Source organism: Candidatus Cloacimonadota bacterium, assembly GCA_020532085.1.
In the GTDB taxonomy this organism is placed as follows: domain Bacteria; phylum Cloacimonadota; class Cloacimonadia; order Cloacimonadales; family Cloacimonadaceae; genus Syntrophosphaera.
Window position 1 is genome coordinate 1 of sequence record JAJBAV010000040.1, and the last position, 19,195, is coordinate 19,195.

The window sequence follows — 19,195 nt, forward strand, 5'->3', positions numbered from 1 at the left end:
GACCGGCCCCTTCCTTAATTCGTCGCGGAAAAGCGCGGAAAAAGGGAAAAGTGGACAGAAAAAAAGAGATTAATAGGAACGCGGATGACAGGATCGACAGGATCAATGGGATTTATAAAACAGAGGGGCAGAGGGACAGAGTTATGTACCATAAGCTTCAGCTTGTTGGGTGCCCGAGATTCATCTCGAGGCACAAGGATAAAAACAGAGGGAAAGAGGGACAGAGATGGATTTTAACACAGAGAATAGCAGAGCAAAAGCGGAGGAAAGAACATTAACACTCCAATCCGTCGAATCCGTTAAATCAGTTGAATCCGTAGGTAAAAAAACCAAACGAAGGAGGGACAAGTGAACGAGAACCTGCTGAAAGAACTCGCCCGGGAACTGGCCACCAAGGTGAACAACCTGGTGGACATCCCCATCATCAAAGAAGAAGATGAACAGGCGTTCTTTGAACTGATCATCCTGCTCATGCTGGAACTGGTCTTCAACCGCCTGGGTTTCAAGAACGTTGTCGAAATCTCGCCGCGTGCGTGAAACGCAAACTGCGCAAGAGGCGCAAACAAGCAACCTGACAAGCGGGGCTGGGAGACCGGCCCCTTCCTTAATTCGTCGCGGAAAAGCGCGGAAAAAGGGAAAATGGGGTCAGAAAAAGAGGGTTTTTTTGAAAACAGAGGGACAGAGGGACAGAGAGGGATTTTAACACAGAGAATAGCAGAGATTAAACACAGAGAAAAGCAGAGGAGTTGATTGTAGCATAAGCTTCAGCTTGTTGGGTGCCCGAGATTCATCTCGAGGCACAATGATAAACACAGAGGCACAGAGACACAGAGACACAGAGGGGTTTTAAAAACAGAGGGGCAGAGAGGGACTTTAACACAGAGAATAGCAGAGATTAAACACAGAGAAAAGCAGAGGGGTTTAATTGTAGCATAAGCTTCAGCTTGTTGGGTGCCCGAGATTCATCTCGAGGCACAAAAGATCATAAAAACAGAGGGACAGGGGGACAGAGAGATGGGGAGACACAGAATCTACAGGATCAAAGAATGGCACGCAGATAAGAAAATCCGTAAATCAGTTGAATCCGTGAATCCGTATGAAATATGAATGCCCAGCCCTGGATTCGATTCACCCCACCGGCCAACAAGTTGTCCGGCGAGGACCCCGACGTCACTGCGTTCCTGAATGACGAGGGTTTGGGTGTGCCTGCCTCCATTCCCGCGCAGTCATTTCCCTTTTGGAGGGTATAGTTACAGAGTCCTGACGGGCGAAATCCCTCCGGCAGAATTAGCTTGACAGATTTGAGGCCATGGGAGGGTTTTGATATTCAAACTGGAGAAATGGGCGAAAATCCCTGTGTGAGAGGGATCCAGGCCCGAAAGAGGAACCGCTTGAAAAGATACATGCTGCTGCTGGTGGTGGCGCTGTGCTCCCTGTTGGGGGCGGAGATCCTGGTGCCGATGGACCGGTCCCAGAGCGACCACCTGAAAGCCTACGGAGTCGCCTTCGAAGCGCTGAAGGAGCAGTATGTGGTGAAGTGGTTGCTCAACTACCGGGGAGGCAGTTTTTTGCTGCCGGAATCCGAAGGCCTGGCCGCGCTCTGCAACATCCGCGGGGTGCGGTTTGAGCTGGTTTCCTCCGCGAATGTGGCCGCCATCATGGCCGAGATCCAGGAGGCGAACATGGAGGCGGTGGTGCTGGAAAAAGAGCCGAAGATAGCCATCTACATTCCGCCCAACGCCCTGCCTTGGGACGACGCCGTGACCCTGGCCCTGGAATACGCTGAGATCGAGTATGACCGCTTTTGGGACGACGAGGTGCTGGAGGGCAAGTTGGTAGATTACGACTGGCTGCATCTGCATCACGAGGATTTCACGGGGCAGTTTGGCAAGTTTTACGGTTCCTACCGCCACACGCCCTGGTATCAAAACGACGTTCAGGTGAACGGGGCAATGGCCGCCCGCCACGGCTACGCCAAGGTTTGGCAGCTAAAGCACGCGGTGGCGCAGAAGATCCGGGAATTCGTGGAGAACGGCGGTTTCCTCTTTGCCATGTGCGCCGCCACAGACACCTACGACATCGCGATGGCCGCGTATGGAACGGACATTGTTGACGGCCTCATCGACGGCGACGGGATCGACCCCCAATACAAGAGCAAGCTGGATTTCAGCCGCTGCTTCGCCTTTGAGGATTTCAGCCTGAAGACCAATCCCTTCGAATATGAATTTTCCGATATCGACGCCAGCGACTACTCCCGGCTGCGCGGGGCCGAGGCGGACTATTTCCAGCTCTTCGATTTTTCCGCCAAATACGATCCCGTGCCCACCATGCTCACCCAGTGCCACGTGAACGTGATCGACGGCTTTCTGGGGCAGACCACCTCGTTTTTCAAGGACAAGGTGAAAAAGAGCGTGATCATCCTGGCCGAGGTGCCGGGCCAGAATGAGGTGAAATACATCCACGGCAACATCGGCAAAGGCACTTTCACCTTCTACGGCGGACACGATCCCGAGGATTACCAGCACAAAGTGGGCGATCCCGAAACCATCCTGGACCTCCATAAGAACTCGCCCGGATACCGGCTGATCCTGAACAACATCCTCTTTCCGGCCGCCGAGAAGAAGGAATTGAAAACCTGAGGAAGGGCAGTGAAAAGATTCTATCCGAACATCCGCAAAACCCAGCTCAAGGTTGGCCTCTTCACCGTGGTGATCCTGGCCGCGCTGGTGATCAGCTACCTGTGGCTGAGCAGCCGCATCTCCACCCGCGCCCAGACCGACCTGCGCCTCAGCTTCGGCGAGGTGATGGGCCTGGAGGTGGGCGACCAGGTGACCTTCCGGGGCATGGAAGTGGGCCGGGTGAAAAAGATCGAGGCCCGGGACCGGGACATCCTGGTGACGGCGCGGATCAACAGCGACATCAGCCTGAAAGAGGGCTCCCGCTTCATCATCGCGGACAGCGGCCTGATGGGCGGCACCCTGCTGAACATCTCTCCCGGCGAAGGCCCGGGACTTTTGAACACCAAACAGGTCCTCGCCGGGGATTCACCTTTGGGGATCATGAGCGTGATCGGCCAGGCCACTCTGGCGCTCGATGAGATCAAAACTGTTTTCGCCAGCCTGCGCGGGGAAGACGGCCTGATCGGCAAATCCACCGCCGTTTTGGATAACGCCCAGGCGGCCACCGCAGCGGTGGACCAACTGGCCCTGGGCGCCCGGAACGACCTGGAAGCAACCCTGGACCAGATCGAAAGGCTCACCGGCGAAGTGAGGTCCGTGGTCCAGGCCAGTTCCGCCGATCTGGAAAGCACGCTCGGCCAGGCCCCGGAGGCCATGGCCCGGGCAAGCGCCGCCCTGGACAGCCTGAAGGTCCTTTCCGCAAAGCTGGACGCCACCATGCGCGCTTTGAACAGTGGCCAGGGCACGGCCGGGAAGCTGCTGCGCGATGACGAGCTCTACCGCCAGCTGCAGGGCTCCGTGGCCAGCCTGGATTCGCTGGTCGCGGACGTGCGCGCCAACCCCAAAAAATACCTGAAATTCAGCATTTTCTAAGGATACCGATGAAGCCAATACACATCCTTCTGCTCCTGCTGCTGCTGGCGGCCGGGGCCTGTCCCGCCTATTACTTCGGCCAAAACAAGGTCAACTTGGTCCCCGAGGAATGGTCCACCCTGCAAACCCTGCACTTCGACATCTACTACCCCCGGGGCGAAGACGAATTCGGCCGGGTGGTGGCGCTGATGGCGGAGGAAACCTACTACACGCTGAAAGACCAGCTCACCTTTCCCATCGGCTCGCGCATCCCGGTGATGTTCTACAGCAGCAAGACCTCCTTCCAGAGCACGAACATCATCTATCCCCTGCTCACGGAAGGGGTGGGCGGCTTCACCGAAAGCCTGCGCAACCGCGTGGCCATACCCTTCGACGGCAGCTACGCGGACCTGGAGAAACTGCTGGCCCACGAGCTCACCCACGCCTACACCAATGCCTTGGAAGACGGGGTCACGAACGCCCTCAGCTCCATGCGGCCCACCTCTTTTCCCTTCTGGTTTTCGGAAGGTTTGCCAGAATACCTCTCCATCGGCGGTGAGAGCGACTACAACAACATGTTCATCCTGGACATGGTGGTGAACGACAACCTGCCTCCGCTGGAAAACCTGGGCGGATACTACGCCTACCGGCTGGGGGAAAGCTTTCTGGCCTATCTAGCCAAGAGCTACGGCAAGGACAAGGTCACGGAATTCTACTACACCCTGCGTTCCGTGAACGGCCTGGACAGCGCCACCAAAAAGGTGTTTGGACTGGAGTTCAAGGACCTGCAGTCCCGCTGGCGCTACCAGCTGAAGCGAGATTTCTTTCCCCTGGTGCAAGCTCAGTCCATCCCCGTGGAGAGCATGGAAAAGCGCAGCGACAGCGAGAAAAAGGGAGCCTATTTCAACCTGATGCCCCGCTTTTCGCCCGACGGCAGCCGCTACGTTTGGTTCAGCAGCGCCGATTCGCGCTACAGCGTTTGGATGGGCACCCTGCATGGCCTCAGCGAGCCCCGCCGGATCCTGAAAGGCGAGGCCACAGGCAAGATCGAGGAGTTTTACTATTTCCGCTCCAACCTCAGTTGGTTTCCAGACAGCCGCCGCGTGGCCTTTGCCGCCAAAACCGCCAATGGCGACCGCATCCACATCCTGGACGTGGACAAGCGCAAGATCGTGCGCTCCATCGCCCCCGCCGGCATGAGCGCCATCTACGAGGTTGACGTCGCGCCGGACGGGCGAAGCCTGGTTTTCGCGGGACAGCAGGGCATGCGCTGTGACCTCTTTGTGCTGGATCTGGCCAGCGAGAACCTGACCCGCCTCACCGACGACCTCTACAACGACCTCCAGCCCCGCTTCACGCCGGACGGCCAGAGGGTGGTCTTCGCCTCGGAACGCAGCCGCGATCCCGAAAGCAAGCGCCGGGGTCTTTTCGCCAACCTCTCACGGGACATCTTCAGCCTGGACCTGGCCGGCGGCAACCTCACCCAACACACCTTTGAACAGCGCGACTGCAGCTTTCCCCTCGTGGACGCCAAAGGCGACAATCTATACTACATTAATTCTGACGGCGGGGTGAGCAATATCTTCGCGCTGGACCTGAAAGGGGGCGGCAAGGCAAGGGTGACCAACGTCCTCTCCGGAGTCTATTCCGCGGACCTTTCCCCCGACGGCCGCCATCTGCTGCTGGCCAACTATTTCGACGGCGCCTGGGACATCTTTTTCAAGGACAGAAGCCTGGACACGCTTGACTTCGTGGCTTATCCCCCGGCCCAGTCTGCGGCGAAGGACGACAGCCTGCTGGCCGGGATCGACCTGGGCGAGCTGGACCGCTTTGGCAAACGCGCAGCCGTTAGACCCCATCGGGTGAACCCCGCCGCTGGTTTCGCCACCCGCGATCCTTTCCTGACCGAGTTTCCCGCCTTTGAATACACCGCCGAGGATTCCCTGCTGCTGCAGCGTGATTTCAGCTACGACGACCGCCCGCAGGCGAAAGACAACCCGCCCACCGTGCAGCCTTACCGGGCAAGGTTTTCGCTGGACAGCCTCTGGGGCGGACTGGCTTACTCGCCCGCGGTGGGGACCATCGGCTATGTGGAACTGAGCATGAGCGACATGATGGGAGACCACGGCATCGGCATCAACGCCGGAGTGGCCGGAAAGCTGGAGGAATCGAACCTCGCCCTCACCTACCTCTATCTGAAACAGAGAATGGACTACGGCATCGGCCTGTTCAACCTCAACGACGAATACTATTTCAGCGAGACCGTGCCGGGCCCCAACAACGATATCTGGTATCGTTACAGGGAACGCCAGACCGGGGCTTATTTTCTGCTCCGCTATCCCTTCAGCCGCTTTCTGAGGCTGGAATTCGACCAGATGCTCTACCAGCGCGGCAGCTACCTCTACCAGCTGGGCGACAGCCTGGAAGTGGAACTGGCCAACGACCTTGATCTTGTTTACTCCCCCGGCCTCAGGCTGGTGCACGACAACGCGCTCTACGGCTCCACAGGGCCCCTGCTGGGCTGGCGCCTCTATTACGACCTGAACACCACCCTCAACGACGGCAGGATCGACTATGTGACCAACTATCTGGACTGGCGCAGCTACACCCTCTTCAGCAAACGCTATTCCATCGCTCTCAGGGGCATCGCCGGGATCAGCACCGGGCCAAATCCCCAGCGCTTTCCCCTGGGCGGATATTACGGCATCCGGGCCTACGGCGACAACCTCAGCGGCTCCAAAAAAGCCGTGCTGACCGCCGAACTCCGCTTCCCCTTCTTCGAATACATCAACATGGCCTTTCCCCTGCCCCTGGCCATACCCAACGTGCGGGGCAGCGTGTTCGCCGAACTGGGCACCGTTTTTGACGATCCTGACAGCTTTCAGCCCTTCGACGGCAGCAAGCTGTGGGACCTCAAGCTGGGCTACGGCTTCGGCCCGCGCCTTGACCTGGGTTACGTGATCCTGGCCCTGGACGTCACCTGGCTCACGGACTTGGAAACCCACTCCAAACCCACCTTCTACATCAGTCTCAGCGAAGATTTTTAAGATTAACCATACATAGGAGAGAACCAATGAAGATCGACCTGCTGCGCAAACCCGCGGAACACATGGACACCGTGATCATCATGCACGGTGAGAAAGGTGACTTCCACAGCATCGAATATCTGCCCGACCATATCAAGAACGCCGTGAGCGTGATCATTAAACAGGATGAATACACTTTCGGCTATAAAAGCCTGAAGAGCTTTCCCCTGGTGCATGCCCGCCATCGCAGCAACATAATTCTTTGCGGCGTGGGCAACACGCACGACCTGGACTGCTCCAGGCTGCGTGAGCTCTTCGCCCTCTGTTTCCGGGCCGCCCTCAAGCTCGGTGCCCGCGAAGTGTATCTCTACCCCGGCTTCAGCAATCCCGTGGGCGAGGTCAATTTCGGCCACATCGTGGCAGAAGCGGCGCTGCTCACCGCCTATAAATTCGACAAATACCTCAGCGACAGTAAAAGCCACAGCTTGGAAGCCGTGCATCTGGCGGTGAATCCCAAAACCACCCGCCACATCAACCGCGGCATCCTCGAAGGACGCATCTTTGCGGAATCCACGAACATCGCCCGCGATCTGGTGAACGAGCCCGCCAACGTGATCCATCCCGAATCCCTGGCCGACGCCGCCAAGAAAGCCGCCCTCCAATACGGTTTCTCCATCGAGGTCTTCGGGCTGGACAAGCTGAAACGCCTGAAAATGGACGCCTTTCTGGCCGTGGGTAAAGGTTCGAAGCAAGAACCCCGGCTGATCCTGATGTCCTATCACGGCAATCCCGAACCCAAGGCCAAAACCATCGGCCTTGTGGGCAAAGGCCTCACCTACGACAGCGGCGGCTACTGCATCAAAACCCCGCAGGGCATGGTGAACATGAAGAACGACATGGCCGGCGCTGCCGCCGTGATCGGCACCTTTGCCGCCATCGCCACCCTCAAGCTCAAGGTGAACGTGCAGGGCGTGATCGCCGCCTGTGAAAACATGATCTCCGGCGCCGCCTACCACACCGGCGACATCATCCGCAGCATGAGCGGCAAGACCATCGAGGTCATCAACACGGACGCGGAGGGACGGCTCACCCTGGCAGACGCCATCCACTACGCCATCAGCCGCGAACACGTGAGCAAGGTGATCGACATCGCCACCCTCACCGGCGCGGCAGTTGGCGCGCTCGGCAACCAGATAACCGCCGTGCTCACCAACAACGAGCAGCTGCTGGAAAAGCTGCAGCTCGCTTCCGATTTCACCGGCGAAAAGATCTGGCAACTACCTGCCCACGATCCCTATCTGGACCTCATCAAAAGCGAGATCGCGGACCTCAAGAACAGCGGCGGCCCCCTCGCCGGAGCCATCACCGCAGGGCTCTTCATCCGCGAATTTGTGGATGACAAACCCTGGCTGCACATCGACATAGCCGGAACAGCCCTGAAAGACAGGGAAAGCGGGATCAACGCTTACGGCGCCACCGGCATCGGCGTGCGCCTGCTTACCCAGCTTCTGCGCGAGATGGAATGAAGCGAACAGCCCTGCTGATGGTTCTGCTGCTGGCTCTCTTCAGCTGTAAACCAGCCGATCAGGAACAGCGTCCGCTGGTGATGGCCACCATCCATCCCTATGAGCTCTTGCTCAGGGAACTGTTGGGGCCAGGTTTCGAGGTTCGCACTCTTATCCCGGCCAACGCCTCGCCCCACACCTACAGTCCAGGCCCCAAGGACATCAAAGCCCTGCGCGAAGCCGGGTTGGCGCTTTCCAACGGCCTGGGCCTGGAAACCGATCTGGAGAGGGCTTTCACCGCTTTGGGCGAAACCCATCTCCGGGCTGAGGAACTGCTGCGGGATGCTCTTCCGAATACTGAAAACCCCCATGTCTGGCTTTCGCCGGTGCTGATGGAAAAGCTCGCCCTGCGCCTCAGCGAGCGCCTGCAAAAGATGTTTCCCGAGCGCAGCGAGGAGATCGCCAACCGTGCCTTGGATCTCGTGGCCCGCCTGGCCGCGCTGGATGAGAGGATCAGCCGCGAACGCTCCGCTTTCGGCTCCACCCCGCTGATCAGCTTTCACGACAGTTTCCACCATTTCAACGCCAACTACGGCATCAACGACCTTGGCAGCGTGCAAAGCTCTCCGGGCCGAGAACCCACCCCCCGCGAACTGGCCCGCCTGGGAGAACTGATCCGGGCCAACGGCGTGCAGGCGATCTGTGTGGAACCCCAGATGGACAAAAGATCGGCGGAGGTTTTGGCCAGGGAATTCGATCTGCGGATGATCGAGCTGGACCCGCTGGGCTTCAGCATCAAAGCCCGAACCTTGCCGGAACTCATCGGCGCGAACTGGGACAGGATGAAACAGGCCTGGCAGCCTGAAACCGATCTGTGATCAAGATCTCCGGCCTTTCCCACCACTACGGCGGCAACCCCGTGCTCGAGGACATCGATCTCGAGCTGGCCGACGGAGAATTTGTGGCCATCATCGGCCCCAACGGCGCGGGAAAATCCACCCTGATCAAGCTGATCCTGGGGCTTCTTCCCCTGCAGAGCGGCTCCATCGAGATAGATGGCCTGCCGCACCTGCAGTGGCTGCGGTCCCATCCCCTGGGTTATTTGCCCCAGCACGAGGAATTTGACCGGAAATTCCCCGCCACCGCCCTCGACCTGGTGCTGCTGGGCCTGGCCGGGGAATTGGGCCTTGGCCGGCGTTTCAGCGCGGTTCACAAGGACCGGGCGCGACAGGCCCTGGCCAAAACCCGGATCGCCGACCTCGCGAAAAAACCCCTCGGAAGTCTTTCCGGCGGAGAACTTCAGCGTGTTTACCTGGCCCGGGCGCTAGTTTCCGAGAGCGACTACCTCATCCTGGACGAACCGGAGGCCTCCGTGGACCTGCCCGGAGTGCAGAGCTTCTTCTCCCTCCTGAAAGACCTCAACGAGGCGGGCAAAACGGTGATCACCATCTCTCACGACCTCAACACCCTCACCCAATACTGCAGCTTCCTGGTTTGCCTCAACCGCCGCCTCCACTGCCACACCCAGACCGATCTGGTGAACGCTGAGCTTATCCACAAAACCTTCGGTGAGACCGTGCGCATCATCGAAAAGGACTACTGATGTTTTCCTTCCTGGTTCACGCCCTGCTCGCCGCGCTGCTCTCCTCGGTCTGTCTGGCCCTCTTTTCGCCCTTCGTAACCCTGCGCCGGGTGTCCTATCTGGGTGAAGCGCTTTCTCACATCGCTTTTGCCGGGATCGCCCTGGCTTTGCTGCTGGGGCTCAATCTGCAGTTCACCACCCTGCTCTTCGTGATCGCCGTGGCTTTGGCCATCACCTGGCTGGCCCGGCGGCGCCAATTGCAGGAAGCCAACACCATCACCATCTTCCTCAGCGTATCCATGGCCCTGGGGATAATCCTGATCTCCCTCCGCCGCGGCTACAGCTTCGACCTGGCCAGCTACCTCTTCGGCAACGTGCTGCTGGCCTCAAGCGCCGACCTCTGGCAGTTGGGCGCCCTCCTGGCCATCAATCTGGGCTTCATCGGCTTCTTTTACAAGGAACTCTTCTACCTTTCCTACAATGCCGATCTGGCCGAGTTTTACCGCCTGCCGGTGCGGACCGTGGACCGCCTCTTCATGATCCTGCTGGCCGCCAACATCGTGATCACGCTTCGCGCCGCCGGGATCATCCTGGTGAGCGCTCAGCTCATCCTGCCCGCAGCCACCGCCTTCAATCTGGTGAGACGCCTCGACCACGCCGTGGCCGCCTGCGCCCTCATCGCCATCCTTGCCGCGGCCGGCGGTTTCGCGCTCTCCTGGTGGCTCAATCTGCCCACCGGCGCCAACATCGTTCTCCTCGAATTCTTCCTCTACCTCCTCAGCCTGCTGCTCCGCCCCCGCTCCGCGTGACCCGGAACCTTACCCTTACAGGGCCGAAGGGCTCAGGCGGAGTGGGATGCTCTCTTACAAACCGAATGGGTGATTTTGTGGTTTCAGAGAAGGATCAGCCCGAATAATGACGCATCCTGGCGGGGGAGCGCAAGCCCCCGGTGCAGGTTTTGCCCCGAAAGGGGGTTGTTTCCTCCTAAATCCCATCCCATCCGCCTCTTCCGAACTTCCCCCTGACTTCCCGCCTGTTCGGGGGGAACTTAGGGGGAGGCAAGTGAGAGGCGGATGGGAGAGGGGAAAGGGGGAAGTGCCGCGGCAGAAAGAAGGTACCGGCCTACTTCCCGGTGATGAATTTCACCAGGAAGTCAGGCTGGTAGGTTAGTTTGGCCTGGCGGAGGCCTTCCAGGCCCATATCCTGTTCGCGGTTCAGCCAGCTGTACTTTCCCTGCAAGTGGCGAGCGGTTTCCCAGTTGATCATCTGGGCGCTGCCCTTCATGTCGGGGTCGAATTTTTCGAAGTGGATGGTGGCCATGTCCGGGTTGATGGGGGAGAAGATGGAGTAGGCGGAGATCTTGTGTTGGTGGCAGATGATGATGCCCTCCACGGGCAGTTCGTCCCACAGGGCCAGGGTGTGTTGGATGGCCTGGAATTCGGTGTTGAGATAGATCCCCTCTGCGCTGCGCTGGCGTTTCCACTTTTCTGTGAAGCGCAGCACCACCTCGTGTTTGTCCGGGGTGATGGGCAGCACGTGGTAGGCTGGATAGGTTCTGGCGAATTGGGAGACGAGGTTCTTTTTCTTGGCGAGTTTTTTGCCGCTGAGGTTCACCATCCTGTCCACGGCATAAGCGTAGTCCGCCCAGTCGCGCTCTTCTTTGAGGGTGAAAAAGTCCTCCAGATCGGGATTGGTTTGGGGCCAGTTCTCCGGGATGAGGATGAGTTCGGCCTCCGGATCGCTGGCGCGGAAGCCGTCCAGCAATTCGCGCAGTTCGGCTGAGGAAAGGCCCGGACCCACGGGGAAGAAAACATAGGCGTATTTGGGGTTGAAAAGCACCAGATGATCGCGCCAGAGGGCGTACTGGTTGCCGTAGATCAGGCCCCAGGTGAGGAGGTTGACCACGGAATAGTCGCAGTTCTGGCGGGGCCAGCGTTCCAGATACTGGCGCAGCAGGGGCACGTCCGTGGTGGTGAGGTTTTTAAGTTCGAGCATGTTTTCCACTTCAGTCCATCTTGAGCAGCATGGGCGTGTAATTCGGCATCCGGGCAAAGCCCAGGCGTTCGTAGAAATCCTCGTGCCCGGGTTCCGAGATCAGGCCGATCCACTGGATGTCATTCGAGCGGAGAAATTCGACCAATTTTGCTACAATTTTGGCACCAATGCCCTGGCCGCGGAATTCGCTGTAAACCACCACGTCCTGGATATAGGCGTCGCTCACGCCGTCACTGATGGCGCGGCCCATGCCGATCAGTTTTCCATTCAGGCGCGCGGTCACGAAACAAAAGCTGTTGGCCATTATCCCGAGCACCGTTTCGAGATATTGGGGGTTTTCGTCCGTCTGCCACCAGCCGGGATGGCGGTAGAGGGCCAAGACCTCGGCCGGATCGGCTTCTTTCACGATTTTGAGTTCTATGTCCGCTGTCATGTTGCTTCCTTTGCCGGATATGAGTGGTTGCCCCGAACAAGGGGTTCGGGCCAATTTATGGCAGGGGGGATTTTGTCAAGAGGTGTCGGGGCTGGGTGGAAATGATCCCTGCCCCAAGAGCTGATAACGCTGCCCTGGGGGATCGCCATCCCATCGAAGGCCGCGCCAGGAAAAGCAGAGACGTTTTCTGCATGGTCTCCCGGGGCACCCTGATACCACCAATACCCGGTGGCAGAGGCACAAGCAGGGGTAAAGGGCGTGAGGATGAGTGGGTAGTGTGTATCCACAGGCAGTGATGGGTTGGTCACAGCTCCTTGAGGTAAGTGATCACCTTGGCCAGGATCTCATCCCTGGTCCTGCGGAAGAAATCCATGGCATCAGAATGCCCGGAAAAGGGGGCGGGATCAGCTATACCAAGATGCACCCGGGGTATGGGTTTAAAGAAGACAGGACAGCTTTCTTTGGCGTGGTCGCAAACGGTGATCACCAGGTCCAGATCATCCCGGTTCAGAAACTCCGAAACGTTCTTTGACCTCAGATCTGATGTAGGTATTCCTATCTCTTCCAAAACTCTGATCGCCCATGGGTTAACCGAAGAATGCGCTACTCCGGCCGAGTAAGCCAGATAACGGTCGCCCAGCAGATGGTTGATCAGGGTTTCAGCCATGATGCTGCGGCAGGAATTGCCGGTGCAGAGGATGAGGACCTTGGTCATGGCCGGGTTGTATCTGTCTGAGGGACGTTGTCTTCAGGTTTCCTGATCCCGATTTTCTCCAACAGCATTTTCTCGATCTCAGCCTTGGGGTAGAAGCCTTCATGGCGGAAGAACTCGCGGCCGTCCGCGTCCAGAAAGACCTGGGTAGGCATCACGCGCACACTGTATTTCTGTGCGGCGGCGCGATCCTTATACAGGTCCGTGAACTCCACTTTCAGCAAGCCCTGGTACTCGTCCCGGAGCTCTGTCAGAATGGGCTGCATCATCTTGCAGGGGATGCAGGATTCGGCGCCGAGTTCGATGAAGGTGGCCAAGGGTTGGATTTTGGTGGTCTGAGACAAAGAATCAGCGGCTGGGGTGGCTGTTTCCGCGGTGGGATCGTTCGTGGGCTGGTCCGCGGCGGCGTCGCCTTCGGTTTTAGCTCCGCAGGCTGAAAGCAGCATCATGGCGGTAAGCAGGATGAGCAGTTTTTTCATGGGGTCACAGTCCTTTGTTGCAGATCTTTTCCAGCAGTTTGGGGATGAGTTCCTGCGGAAAGCCGAAAGTTCCTTCCTTGCGGACGCCCAGCTGGGTAACGATCACGTGGTTGAAGTTGGTGATGCCCTTGTTCTCGAACATCTTTTTTAGGCAGGCCACCTTGCAGCCGTCGATCAACAGGTCCTTTTTGCCGTCCTCCGCAACGGTGCCGCCGCAGCCGCAATCGCCGGCGCCGATGCAGGTGGAGCAGCCCATTTCATATTTGTTGGCCAGATGCAGGGCTTTGGTGAGTTCAAAGGAGATCACGCCCACGTTGCTGGCCCCGGCGCAGGCGTAAACCTTGGTGGGGGCAGAGTTGGACACGCAGCCCTCGCTGCAGTCGGAACTGCCGCAGGAGCAGGAACAGCCGCATTCGTTTTCAGACATCTCAAACTCCTTTGCGGATGATGGCTTTGATCTCTTCCGGGGAAAGGACCTTGCCGGAGGAGACCACTTTTTCACCGATCACCAGGGCCGGGGTCATCATCACCCCGTAGTTCATGATGGCGTTCAGATCGGTCACTTTTTCCACTGTGGCTTCGATACCTGATTGTTCCATGGCTAACAGAGCGTTGGCCTCCAGTTTCTTGCATTTGGGACATCCAGTCCCGAGGATCTTAATGATCATTTGTTACTCCTTATCAGGGGATGAATTTTTTTGAAATGAGATAGAGGCCCGCCAGGAATACCAGGCCGGCACAGACATACTTCACGATTTTTGTGCCCAGGGAATTGCTGCTCCACTTCAGATAAGACTGTACTGATCCTGCGAAGGTTCCAGCCATAATGATCACCAGACAGTGGCCTATGATGTAGGCCAGTACTAGGGTTAAGGCAAAGATGAAGCGCGATCCGGCCGAAGTGAACACGATCCCCAAAATGGGCGCCATGAACGCGAAGGAGCAGGGCCCCAAGGCGATACCGAGCAGGAATCCCAGGCTGAGCGCGCCCCGGATCCCTTGAGGTGATCCTTTGCCGGCTCCACCCCGGAGGAAGGAGGGCATGGTAAAGACATCGGCGATGAAGAATGCCATGATCATGAAAACCACGCCCATCAACGGTTCCGTCCAGTTGCCCACGTCTCCCAGCATCTTGCCCAACAGTCCAGTGATCAGCCCGATCAACGCCATCATGGCCAGTATCCCCAAGGTGAAGAATGCTGAGAGCCTAAAGGCGTTTTTCGTCGAAAGGTCTGGCTGCCCATCCAGATACCCTATTATCATGGGAATGCTGGCCAGATGGCAGGGGCTGAGCAGCACGCTCAGAATTCCCCACACAAAGGCAGCCAGCAGCGCTATGACCGGATTGGAGGCCAGGGCCTGGCTAAGCTGGTTGAAGACCTGCAGCATCATCCGACCAGCACTCCGAAGAAATAACCGGTGAAGGTGGAGAAGATCACCACCAGGCCAACGAAGGCTATGGTTTTCTTGGGCCCCAGAACTGTATTTATCACCAGCATGGAGGGCAGCGACAGCGCCGGTCCGGCCAGCAGCAGGGCCAGAGCGGGCCCCTTGCCCATTCCTGATCCGAGCAAGCCCTGCAAAATGGGCACTTCGGTGAGGGTGGCAAAGTACATGAAGGCGCCGGAGATGGAGGCAAAGAAATTGGCCAACAGCGAGTTTCCGCCCACGGCGATCTCGATCCAGCGCGAGGGCACCCAGGCTTCCTGGCCGGGCCGGCCCAGCAGCGCGCCGGCGATCATCACGCCCAAAAAAAGCAGGGGAATGATCAGTTTGGCAAAGTCCCAGGTGGAATCCAGCCAGTCCTTCAGCTCACCTTTTTCAAACACCAGCCAGAGGCTGAAGCCGAAGACTGCCACCACAAAAGCGATCAGCGGTTGGGACGGGAACGCGAGACCCACGCCAGCAACCACAGCCGCGGTGAGGAGGGTTTTCCACAGCTTGAAGCCATAAAAAGCGGAGAGGGAAAGCCCGAACAGCAAAGCCAGCCCGGCCGTCACCAGCCAGCGGTGGGCATGCATCCAGTCCATGAAGGCTGAGGCGGTGTTGGGATTTGGCTTGGCCCAGTTGAGCACGATCAGGATCAATATCAGCAGGCCGAAATGGATCAGGGTCTGCCAGAGCGGGCGGCCCTGTTCCGGCTCGCCGAAGTTCAGGCCATCCTGCCGGGCCTGCTCTTCCCTGCGGAACAGCAGATGCATCACGAAGCCGATCACCACGCTGAACACCACGGCTCCCACGGTTCTGGCGATGCCCATTTCCAGGCCCAGGATCCGGGCGGTCATCACGATCGCCAAAACGTTGATCGCCGGCCCGGAATAGAGGAAGGCGATGGCGGGTCCGAGGCCGGCGCCGCGTTTGTAGATCCCGCTGAAAAGGGGCAGAATGGTGCAGGAACAGACAGCCAGGATGGCCCCGGAAAGCGCCGCCACACTGTAAGCCAGCCATTTTTTGGCCTTGGCGCCCAGAAAGCGCATCACGCTGTCCTTGCTGATGAACACGCTCACAGCTCCGGCGATGAACAGGGCCGGGACCAGGCAAAGCAGAACGTGCAATCTGGCATATTCCTGCAGCATGAAAAAGGCTTCGTGCAAACCGTTCAAAAAGCGGGGCGCGGTGAAAGGGATGAAGTAGGCCGCGATGAAAACGGCCAGCATGATCCCCAGTATCCTGAGTTCCTTCAGTTTTTCGCTCATGCAGTCAACTCCGTTTTTTCAGGTCAATCACACATTCATACATGTTCAGCACACAGGGGCAAAGCAGGCTGTAGAAAACCTGGTTGTTGTGTTTGCGGCTGCTGATGATCCCGGCGTTCCGGAGCACGGAGAGGTGTTTGGAAACCGTGGACATATCCGCGCAGATCAGTTCCTGCAGTTCGCAGACGCAGTGTTCCTGCTGGTTCAGCCGGTCCAGGATGAAGAGCCGGGTGGGATGGGCCAGGGCTTTCATGATGGTGGCCATCTCGGTATATTTGGCGTCAGTGGGAGACATTTTTCTTCCTCAATGGTGTTCATTGTTGCCTATTTTGCCAAACAGCCAAATACGGTCAAGGCTTTTTTTGCTTAAGCAGAAAAAGCTTGACAGCGGCGGACAGATGGGGTATAAACCCTCACTGAAAACTTCAAATCCAATCACCAAAACTTCAAATTGGGGAAATCCGGTCATAATAGGGGTATTCGGGGCTGGTTGTTTTTATCACCATTTCTTCAAATACCATCACCGTTTCTTCAAATCTGATCACTGAAAACTTCAAGCTTTTATCATACTTTCTTCAAATCACCATCACCATTTCTTCAAACGATTGACAGAGGTTTATCGGATCAATCGATCTGATGTGTTTTATAATAGATGGGAGAAGTATATGAGTACGGTAGCATGATGGGAAATACTATATTGGTGCAGATGGTGATGTAAGTTGAGGATTAAAAACAAAAACAACCATGGCGGGTACAGGTTACATAAAAGATTGCTATCAAAAACTCCACTTCTGGATTTCCATGAATTGCTTCAGGTTTATGCAGTTTACCCCATAATAATCGCAAATAGTTGGAATCCTAACACTATTAGGTTTATCTCTTTCTTCCGTAACAATAGTCCCATCACTGCAATATGCCTTTGCAATTAAAAAAGGGTCGGCAAATGGGACACTTGTAAGTGCTAACTTTTTATTCAAGATGTCGTTAAACCTTTTTAGTGAAAACATGTCGATCATGAATTGAGCTTCTTCACTTGAGGGATCAAGAAACATATACTTATGATCAGAAATCCAATCCTTTAGAAACTGCGGGATACTTTGTACTTTTAACTCTTCATGCACTTCACTTACTGAAATAACGGTGCCTAGTATCACAAGACTTTCCATCTCATGCCATACTGATGAAAAATGCTCAGGGTAAATATGTTGGAATCCTCTTATACTGCACGTATCAAAGATATATGCCATTATCAGTGTCTACCTGTTATGTATCGATCATATATCTTCTCTGCAGTGGCGAAGCTTTTTACCTTCATAAACTGCATAAGTTGTTCTGATGTAATCTGACCAGCACTATATCGATCGGATACTATGGAAAGGTATTTACCACTTAAGTAGGTCATCATCGTTGCTATCGAATTTCCCCCTTGTGAGTCACTCTTGAATCGCCTCATTTGACCAGACCATTTTGAAGCAAGAGAGCTATAGATATCATTACTAACTAGGCTGATATCTTTAAGTCTCCTAAGAACTGTCTCTCTGCTAACTGAATACAGTTCAGCAAGTTCATTTACAACATCCTCAGTATTGCTATCATTTATCTCATCTCTGTAAGACAGCTCCTTATTAAAATCATCCTTAGGCAAAAGAACTGAGGATGCAAAGGCGTTACATTTTTGCTCTATTGACTTATGTGCAAAACAAAGTGCATCGTAAGATGACTCATCGATACACGAAATATCAGAATTTTTTGTAATGATATGATACATCTCATGGAACAGAGTGAATATCTGCCTCGAGTAGGTGTTCTTGTTGTTGACGTATATTATTGGGTATATCTCATCATATAAAGTGAACCCACAGTAATTCAGATTCTTGAATGCGCCTTTGAATACGTATATCCCCATATCTTCGAGTGCTCTACGCCACCTTTTGAATGCAAATTCACTGTTTCTAAACGATTTCTGCTCATCAATGCTGACACCTAACAAGGTTCGAATGACTGTAGGATTGTCTCTGAGATTTGTATTTCTCTTTAAGTGTTCCGTCAGAATGAACTTAGATTCTCTAGTGTCTGGATTTAACTCGTAAAGTGACAATTGGTGGTACTTGGCTTCCCTAATTTTTAAGCGTGTATCACGATCAAGGAGGGCACCTTCGGAAGCTTGAATGGATCTGAAGTCTTTTTCTACTGGATCATCAATAGGAGGAGATGGATAGAAAAATAAAGCTATCGGGCGTTTGTAAACATCGTAAGATAAAGTTCTCAACTGGGAGTATGTAACTGACTGAATACCGCTTTCAACATTCGCAACAAATTCAACATCTTTGCCAAGTTTATCTGCTACGTCTTGGATTGATACTCCTGCAGTTTCACGAGCCCATTTCAGGATAGCACGATTGACAGGTATTGTATTTTTCATAATCACACCAATAGTTTAGTATCTTCCTTCATTCATCTCCTATACTTTTATCAATCATTGAATCCCTGACAATTTTGTCAAGCCTAATCATCTTGCAGAATCTCCAACACCTCTTTCATATTGATTGGAAAGGACTTGACCACCTTTACGAGGAGTGTTTGGTAGCACCTATAAATCAACAGTCGGGTAACCGAGAAGGAGATCAAGATGACCAAGCAAAACAGGAATCGCAAAGGCCAGACAACGCTGGAGGAGATCGTGAAGTCAGGTAGCCACCTAATTCTGATGCATGACGATGGGACGGAGCAGCCAGTCGAAGAGATACTGCAGGATGATCCCAAGACTAAAGAAGTCCACTACAAGAGCTGGTGGAACCAGTTCAGAGGCCCCTGGCTGCAGTCGGAGAAGATGACGGTGGAAGAGATCAAAACCAGAGCAGACGATGCTTGGGAATGCGGTGACTACAAGGAAATGATCAACTTGATGGCGGAGCTAATCTGCCGGCTTGAAAAGAAGTAGCTGATCGTTATCGATAAACATTAACCCGGTTCTGCCGGGTTTCTCTCTTGGACATCATTTGGCGAGGGCAAGGAGCTTATAGAAAGGATCAGTGGCGGTATAGACCTGACTTATCCCGATCATGATTGTCACCAGGTTACCTTCAATCTTGGCATCGGCAATGTAGAGAAAGGCATCGCACTGGTTGGTTAGGATGATATGCGGAAGCTCCTGATATTCCTTATCCAGGATGTGGGTGATGATCTTATCCTCAGTCAGCTTTGCCGGGCTTGCTTGGCTGTTGTCGCCTACCCCTT

The 19,195-nt window shown here is 55.6% G+C and carries 22 protein-coding genes; 10 read left to right on the top strand and 12 right to left on the bottom strand.

The annotated features are described in order from the left end of the window. From LHW45_09465 to LHW45_09505, 9 genes are all read left to right on the top strand, one after another. On the top strand, window positions 1–278 hold a 278-nt coding region (locus tag LHW45_09465), incomplete at its 5' end, for a hypothetical protein (GenBank protein ID MCB5285800.1). 70 nt (window positions 279–348) lie between these two features. Beyond that, window positions 349–537, top strand: coding sequence for a hypothetical protein (locus LHW45_09470; protein ID MCB5285801.1), 189 nt, complete (start codon window positions 349–351; stop codon window positions 535–537). 854 nt (window positions 538–1,391) lie between these two features. After that, a complete protein-coding gene (locus tag LHW45_09475) occupies window positions 1,392–2,639 on the top strand; it encodes an asparagine synthetase B (protein MCB5285802.1) in 1,248 nt (415 codons plus the stop codon). 9 nt (window positions 2,640–2,648) lie between these two features. Continuing rightward, on the top strand, window positions 2,649–3,551 hold the full coding sequence (locus LHW45_09480) for an MlaD family protein (protein MCB5285803.1): 903 nt from the start codon (window positions 2,649–2,651) through the stop codon (window positions 3,549–3,551). Between the two features lie 8 nt (window positions 3,552–3,559). Beyond that, entirely contained in the window at window positions 3,560–6,577 is a 3,018-nt protein-coding gene (locus tag LHW45_09485) for a BamA/TamA family outer membrane protein (protein MCB5285804.1), read from the top strand. 26 nt (window positions 6,578–6,603) lie between these two features. Next, entirely contained in the window at window positions 6,604–8,082 is a 1,479-nt protein-coding gene (locus tag LHW45_09490; protein MCB5285805.1) for a leucyl aminopeptidase, read from the top strand. After that, window positions 8,079–8,939 (top strand): metal ABC transporter substrate-binding protein, encoded by an 861-nt coding sequence (locus LHW45_09495; GenBank protein ID MCB5285806.1) that lies wholly within the window; start codon window positions 8,079–8,081, stop codon window positions 8,937–8,939. The genes LHW45_09490 and LHW45_09495 overlap by 4 nt, the downstream gene beginning before the upstream one ends. Next, the gene (locus tag LHW45_09500) at window positions 8,936–9,664 is read left to right on the top strand and encodes a metal ABC transporter ATP-binding protein (GenBank protein MCB5285807.1); all 729 of its coding nucleotides are present in this window, start codon (window positions 8,936–8,938) and stop codon (window positions 9,662–9,664) included. Before LHW45_09495 ends, LHW45_09500 begins: the two co-directional genes overlap by 4 nt. Next, the gene (locus LHW45_09505; protein MCB5285808.1) at window positions 9,664–10,452 is read left to right on the top strand and encodes a metal ABC transporter permease; all 789 of its coding nucleotides are present in this window, start codon (window positions 9,664–9,666) and stop codon (window positions 10,450–10,452) included. Before LHW45_09500 ends, LHW45_09505 begins: the two co-directional genes overlap by 1 nt. 313 nt (window positions 10,453–10,765) lie before the next feature. Here the strand turns inward: LHW45_09505 and LHW45_09510 are convergent, their stop codons facing one another. The 11 genes from LHW45_09510 to LHW45_09560 form a co-directional block, all read right to left on the bottom strand. Next, entirely contained in the window at window positions 10,766–11,638 is an 873-nt protein-coding gene (locus LHW45_09510; GenBank protein ID MCB5285809.1) for a phosphatidylglycerol lysyltransferase domain-containing protein, read from the bottom strand. A 10-nt stretch (window positions 11,639–11,648) separates the two neighbouring features. Continuing rightward, window positions 11,649–12,071: a GNAT family N-acetyltransferase gene (locus tag LHW45_09515; GenBank protein MCB5285810.1), complete on the bottom strand. Its 423-nt coding sequence runs from the start codon at window positions 12,069–12,071 to the stop codon at window positions 11,649–11,651. Window positions 12,072–12,375: 304 nt separating this feature from the next. Further along, complete coding sequence (locus LHW45_09520; GenBank protein ID MCB5285811.1) at window positions 12,376–12,786, bottom strand: arsenate reductase ArsC; 411 nt, start codon at window positions 12,784–12,786, stop codon at window positions 12,376–12,378. Next, on the bottom strand, window positions 12,783–13,262 hold the full coding sequence (locus tag LHW45_09525) for a thioredoxin family protein (GenBank protein MCB5285812.1): 480 nt from the start codon (window positions 13,260–13,262) through the stop codon (window positions 12,783–12,785). Before LHW45_09525 ends, LHW45_09520 begins: the two co-directional genes overlap by 4 nt. A gap of 4 nt (window positions 13,263–13,266) precedes the next feature. Beyond that, the gene (locus LHW45_09530; GenBank protein ID MCB5285813.1) at window positions 13,267–13,689 is read right to left on the bottom strand and encodes a putative zinc-binding protein; all 423 of its coding nucleotides are present in this window, start codon (window positions 13,687–13,689) and stop codon (window positions 13,267–13,269) included. A 1-nt stretch (window position 13,690) separates the two neighbouring features. Next, the gene (locus LHW45_09535; protein MCB5285814.1) at window positions 13,691–13,930 is read right to left on the bottom strand and encodes a thioredoxin family protein; all 240 of its coding nucleotides are present in this window, start codon (window positions 13,928–13,930) and stop codon (window positions 13,691–13,693) included. Between the two features lie 13 nt (window positions 13,931–13,943). Continuing rightward, the gene (locus LHW45_09540) at window positions 13,944–14,654 is read right to left on the bottom strand and encodes a cytochrome C biogenesis protein (protein ID MCB5285815.1); all 711 of its coding nucleotides are present in this window, start codon (window positions 14,652–14,654) and stop codon (window positions 13,944–13,946) included. Next, entirely contained in the window at window positions 14,651–15,958 is a 1,308-nt protein-coding gene (locus LHW45_09545) for a permease (protein MCB5285816.1), read from the bottom strand. The genes LHW45_09540 and LHW45_09545 overlap by 4 nt, the downstream gene beginning before the upstream one ends. 4 nt (window positions 15,959–15,962) lie before the next feature. Further along, window positions 15,963–16,253 carry a metalloregulator ArsR/SmtB family transcription factor gene (locus LHW45_09550; GenBank protein MCB5285817.1) on the bottom strand — a complete coding sequence of 97 codons (291 nt, stop codon included), beginning with the start codon at window positions 16,251–16,253 and terminating at the stop codon, window positions 15,963–15,965. A gap of 481 nt (window positions 16,254–16,734) precedes the next feature. Further along, window positions 16,735–17,205, bottom strand: coding sequence for a DUF4411 family protein (locus tag LHW45_09555; protein ID MCB5285818.1), 471 nt, complete (start codon window positions 17,203–17,205; stop codon window positions 16,735–16,737). A gap of 2 nt (window positions 17,206–17,207) precedes the next feature. After that, window positions 17,208–18,380, bottom strand: coding sequence for an XRE family transcriptional regulator (locus LHW45_09560; protein MCB5285819.1), 1,173 nt, complete (start codon window positions 18,378–18,380; stop codon window positions 17,208–17,210). A 207-nt stretch (window positions 18,381–18,587) separates the two neighbouring features. Here LHW45_09560 and LHW45_09565 point away from each other — a divergent pair, with 207 nt between their 5' ends. Next, entirely contained in the window at window positions 18,588–18,899 is a 312-nt protein-coding gene (locus LHW45_09565) for a hypothetical protein (GenBank protein ID MCB5285820.1), read from the top strand. A gap of 54 nt (window positions 18,900–18,953) precedes the next feature. On the opposite strand, the gene LHW45_09570 is transcribed toward LHW45_09565, so the two are convergent. Further along, window positions 18,954–19,195 (bottom strand): hypothetical protein (locus LHW45_09570; GenBank protein MCB5285821.1); only part of this gene is annotated, 242 nt, incomplete at its 5' end.

Bases quoted from the DNA above. Each gene is read 5' to 3' on its own strand.
- LHW45_09485 (MCB5285804.1), top strand. From the start codon at position 3,560: ATGAAGCCAATACACATCCTTCTGCTCCTGCTGCTGCTGGCGGCCGGG.
- LHW45_09510 (MCB5285809.1), bottom strand. From the start codon at position 11,638: ATGCTCGAACTTAAAAACCTCACCACCACGGACGTGCCCCTGCTGCGC.
- LHW45_09525 (MCB5285812.1), bottom strand. From the start codon at position 13,262: ATGAAAAAACTGCTCATCCTGCTTACCGCCATGATGCTGCTTTCAGCC.
- LHW45_09520 (MCB5285811.1), bottom strand. From the start codon at position 12,786: ATGACCAAGGTCCTCATCCTCTGCACCGGCAATTCCTGCCGCAGCATC.
- LHW45_09515 (MCB5285810.1), bottom strand. From the start codon at position 12,071: ATGACAGCGGACATAGAACTCAAAATCGTGAAAGAAGCCGATCCGGCC.
- LHW45_09550 (MCB5285817.1), bottom strand. From the start codon at position 16,253: ATGTCTCCCACTGACGCCAAATATACCGAGATGGCCACCATCATGAAA.
- LHW45_09545 (MCB5285816.1), bottom strand. From the start codon at position 15,958: ATGAGCGAAAAACTGAAGGAACTCAGGATACTGGGGATCATGCTGGCC.
- LHW45_09495 (MCB5285806.1), top strand. From the start codon at position 8,079: ATGAAGCGAACAGCCCTGCTGATGGTTCTGCTGCTGGCTCTCTTCAGC.
- LHW45_09530 (MCB5285813.1), bottom strand. From the start codon at position 13,689: ATGTCTGAAAACGAATGCGGCTGTTCCTGCTCCTGCGGCAGTTCCGAC.
- LHW45_09490 (MCB5285805.1), top strand. From the start codon at position 6,604: ATGAAGATCGACCTGCTGCGCAAACCCGCGGAACACATGGACACCGTG.
- LHW45_09565 (MCB5285820.1), top strand. From the start codon at position 18,588: ATGACCAAGCAAAACAGGAATCGCAAAGGCCAGACAACGCTGGAGGAG.
- LHW45_09535 (MCB5285814.1), bottom strand. From the start codon at position 13,930: ATGATCATTAAGATCCTCGGGACTGGATGTCCCAAATGCAAGAAACTG.
- LHW45_09505 (MCB5285808.1), top strand. From the start codon at position 9,664: ATGTTTTCCTTCCTGGTTCACGCCCTGCTCGCCGCGCTGCTCTCCTCG.
- LHW45_09540 (MCB5285815.1), bottom strand. From the start codon at position 14,654: ATGATGCTGCAGGTCTTCAACCAGCTTAGCCAGGCCCTGGCCTCCAAT.
- LHW45_09555 (MCB5285818.1), bottom strand. From the start codon at position 17,205: ATGGCATATATCTTTGATACGTGCAGTATAAGAGGATTCCAACATATT.
- LHW45_09560 (MCB5285819.1), bottom strand. From the start codon at position 18,380: ATGAAAAATACAATACCTGTCAATCGTGCTATCCTGAAATGGGCTCGT.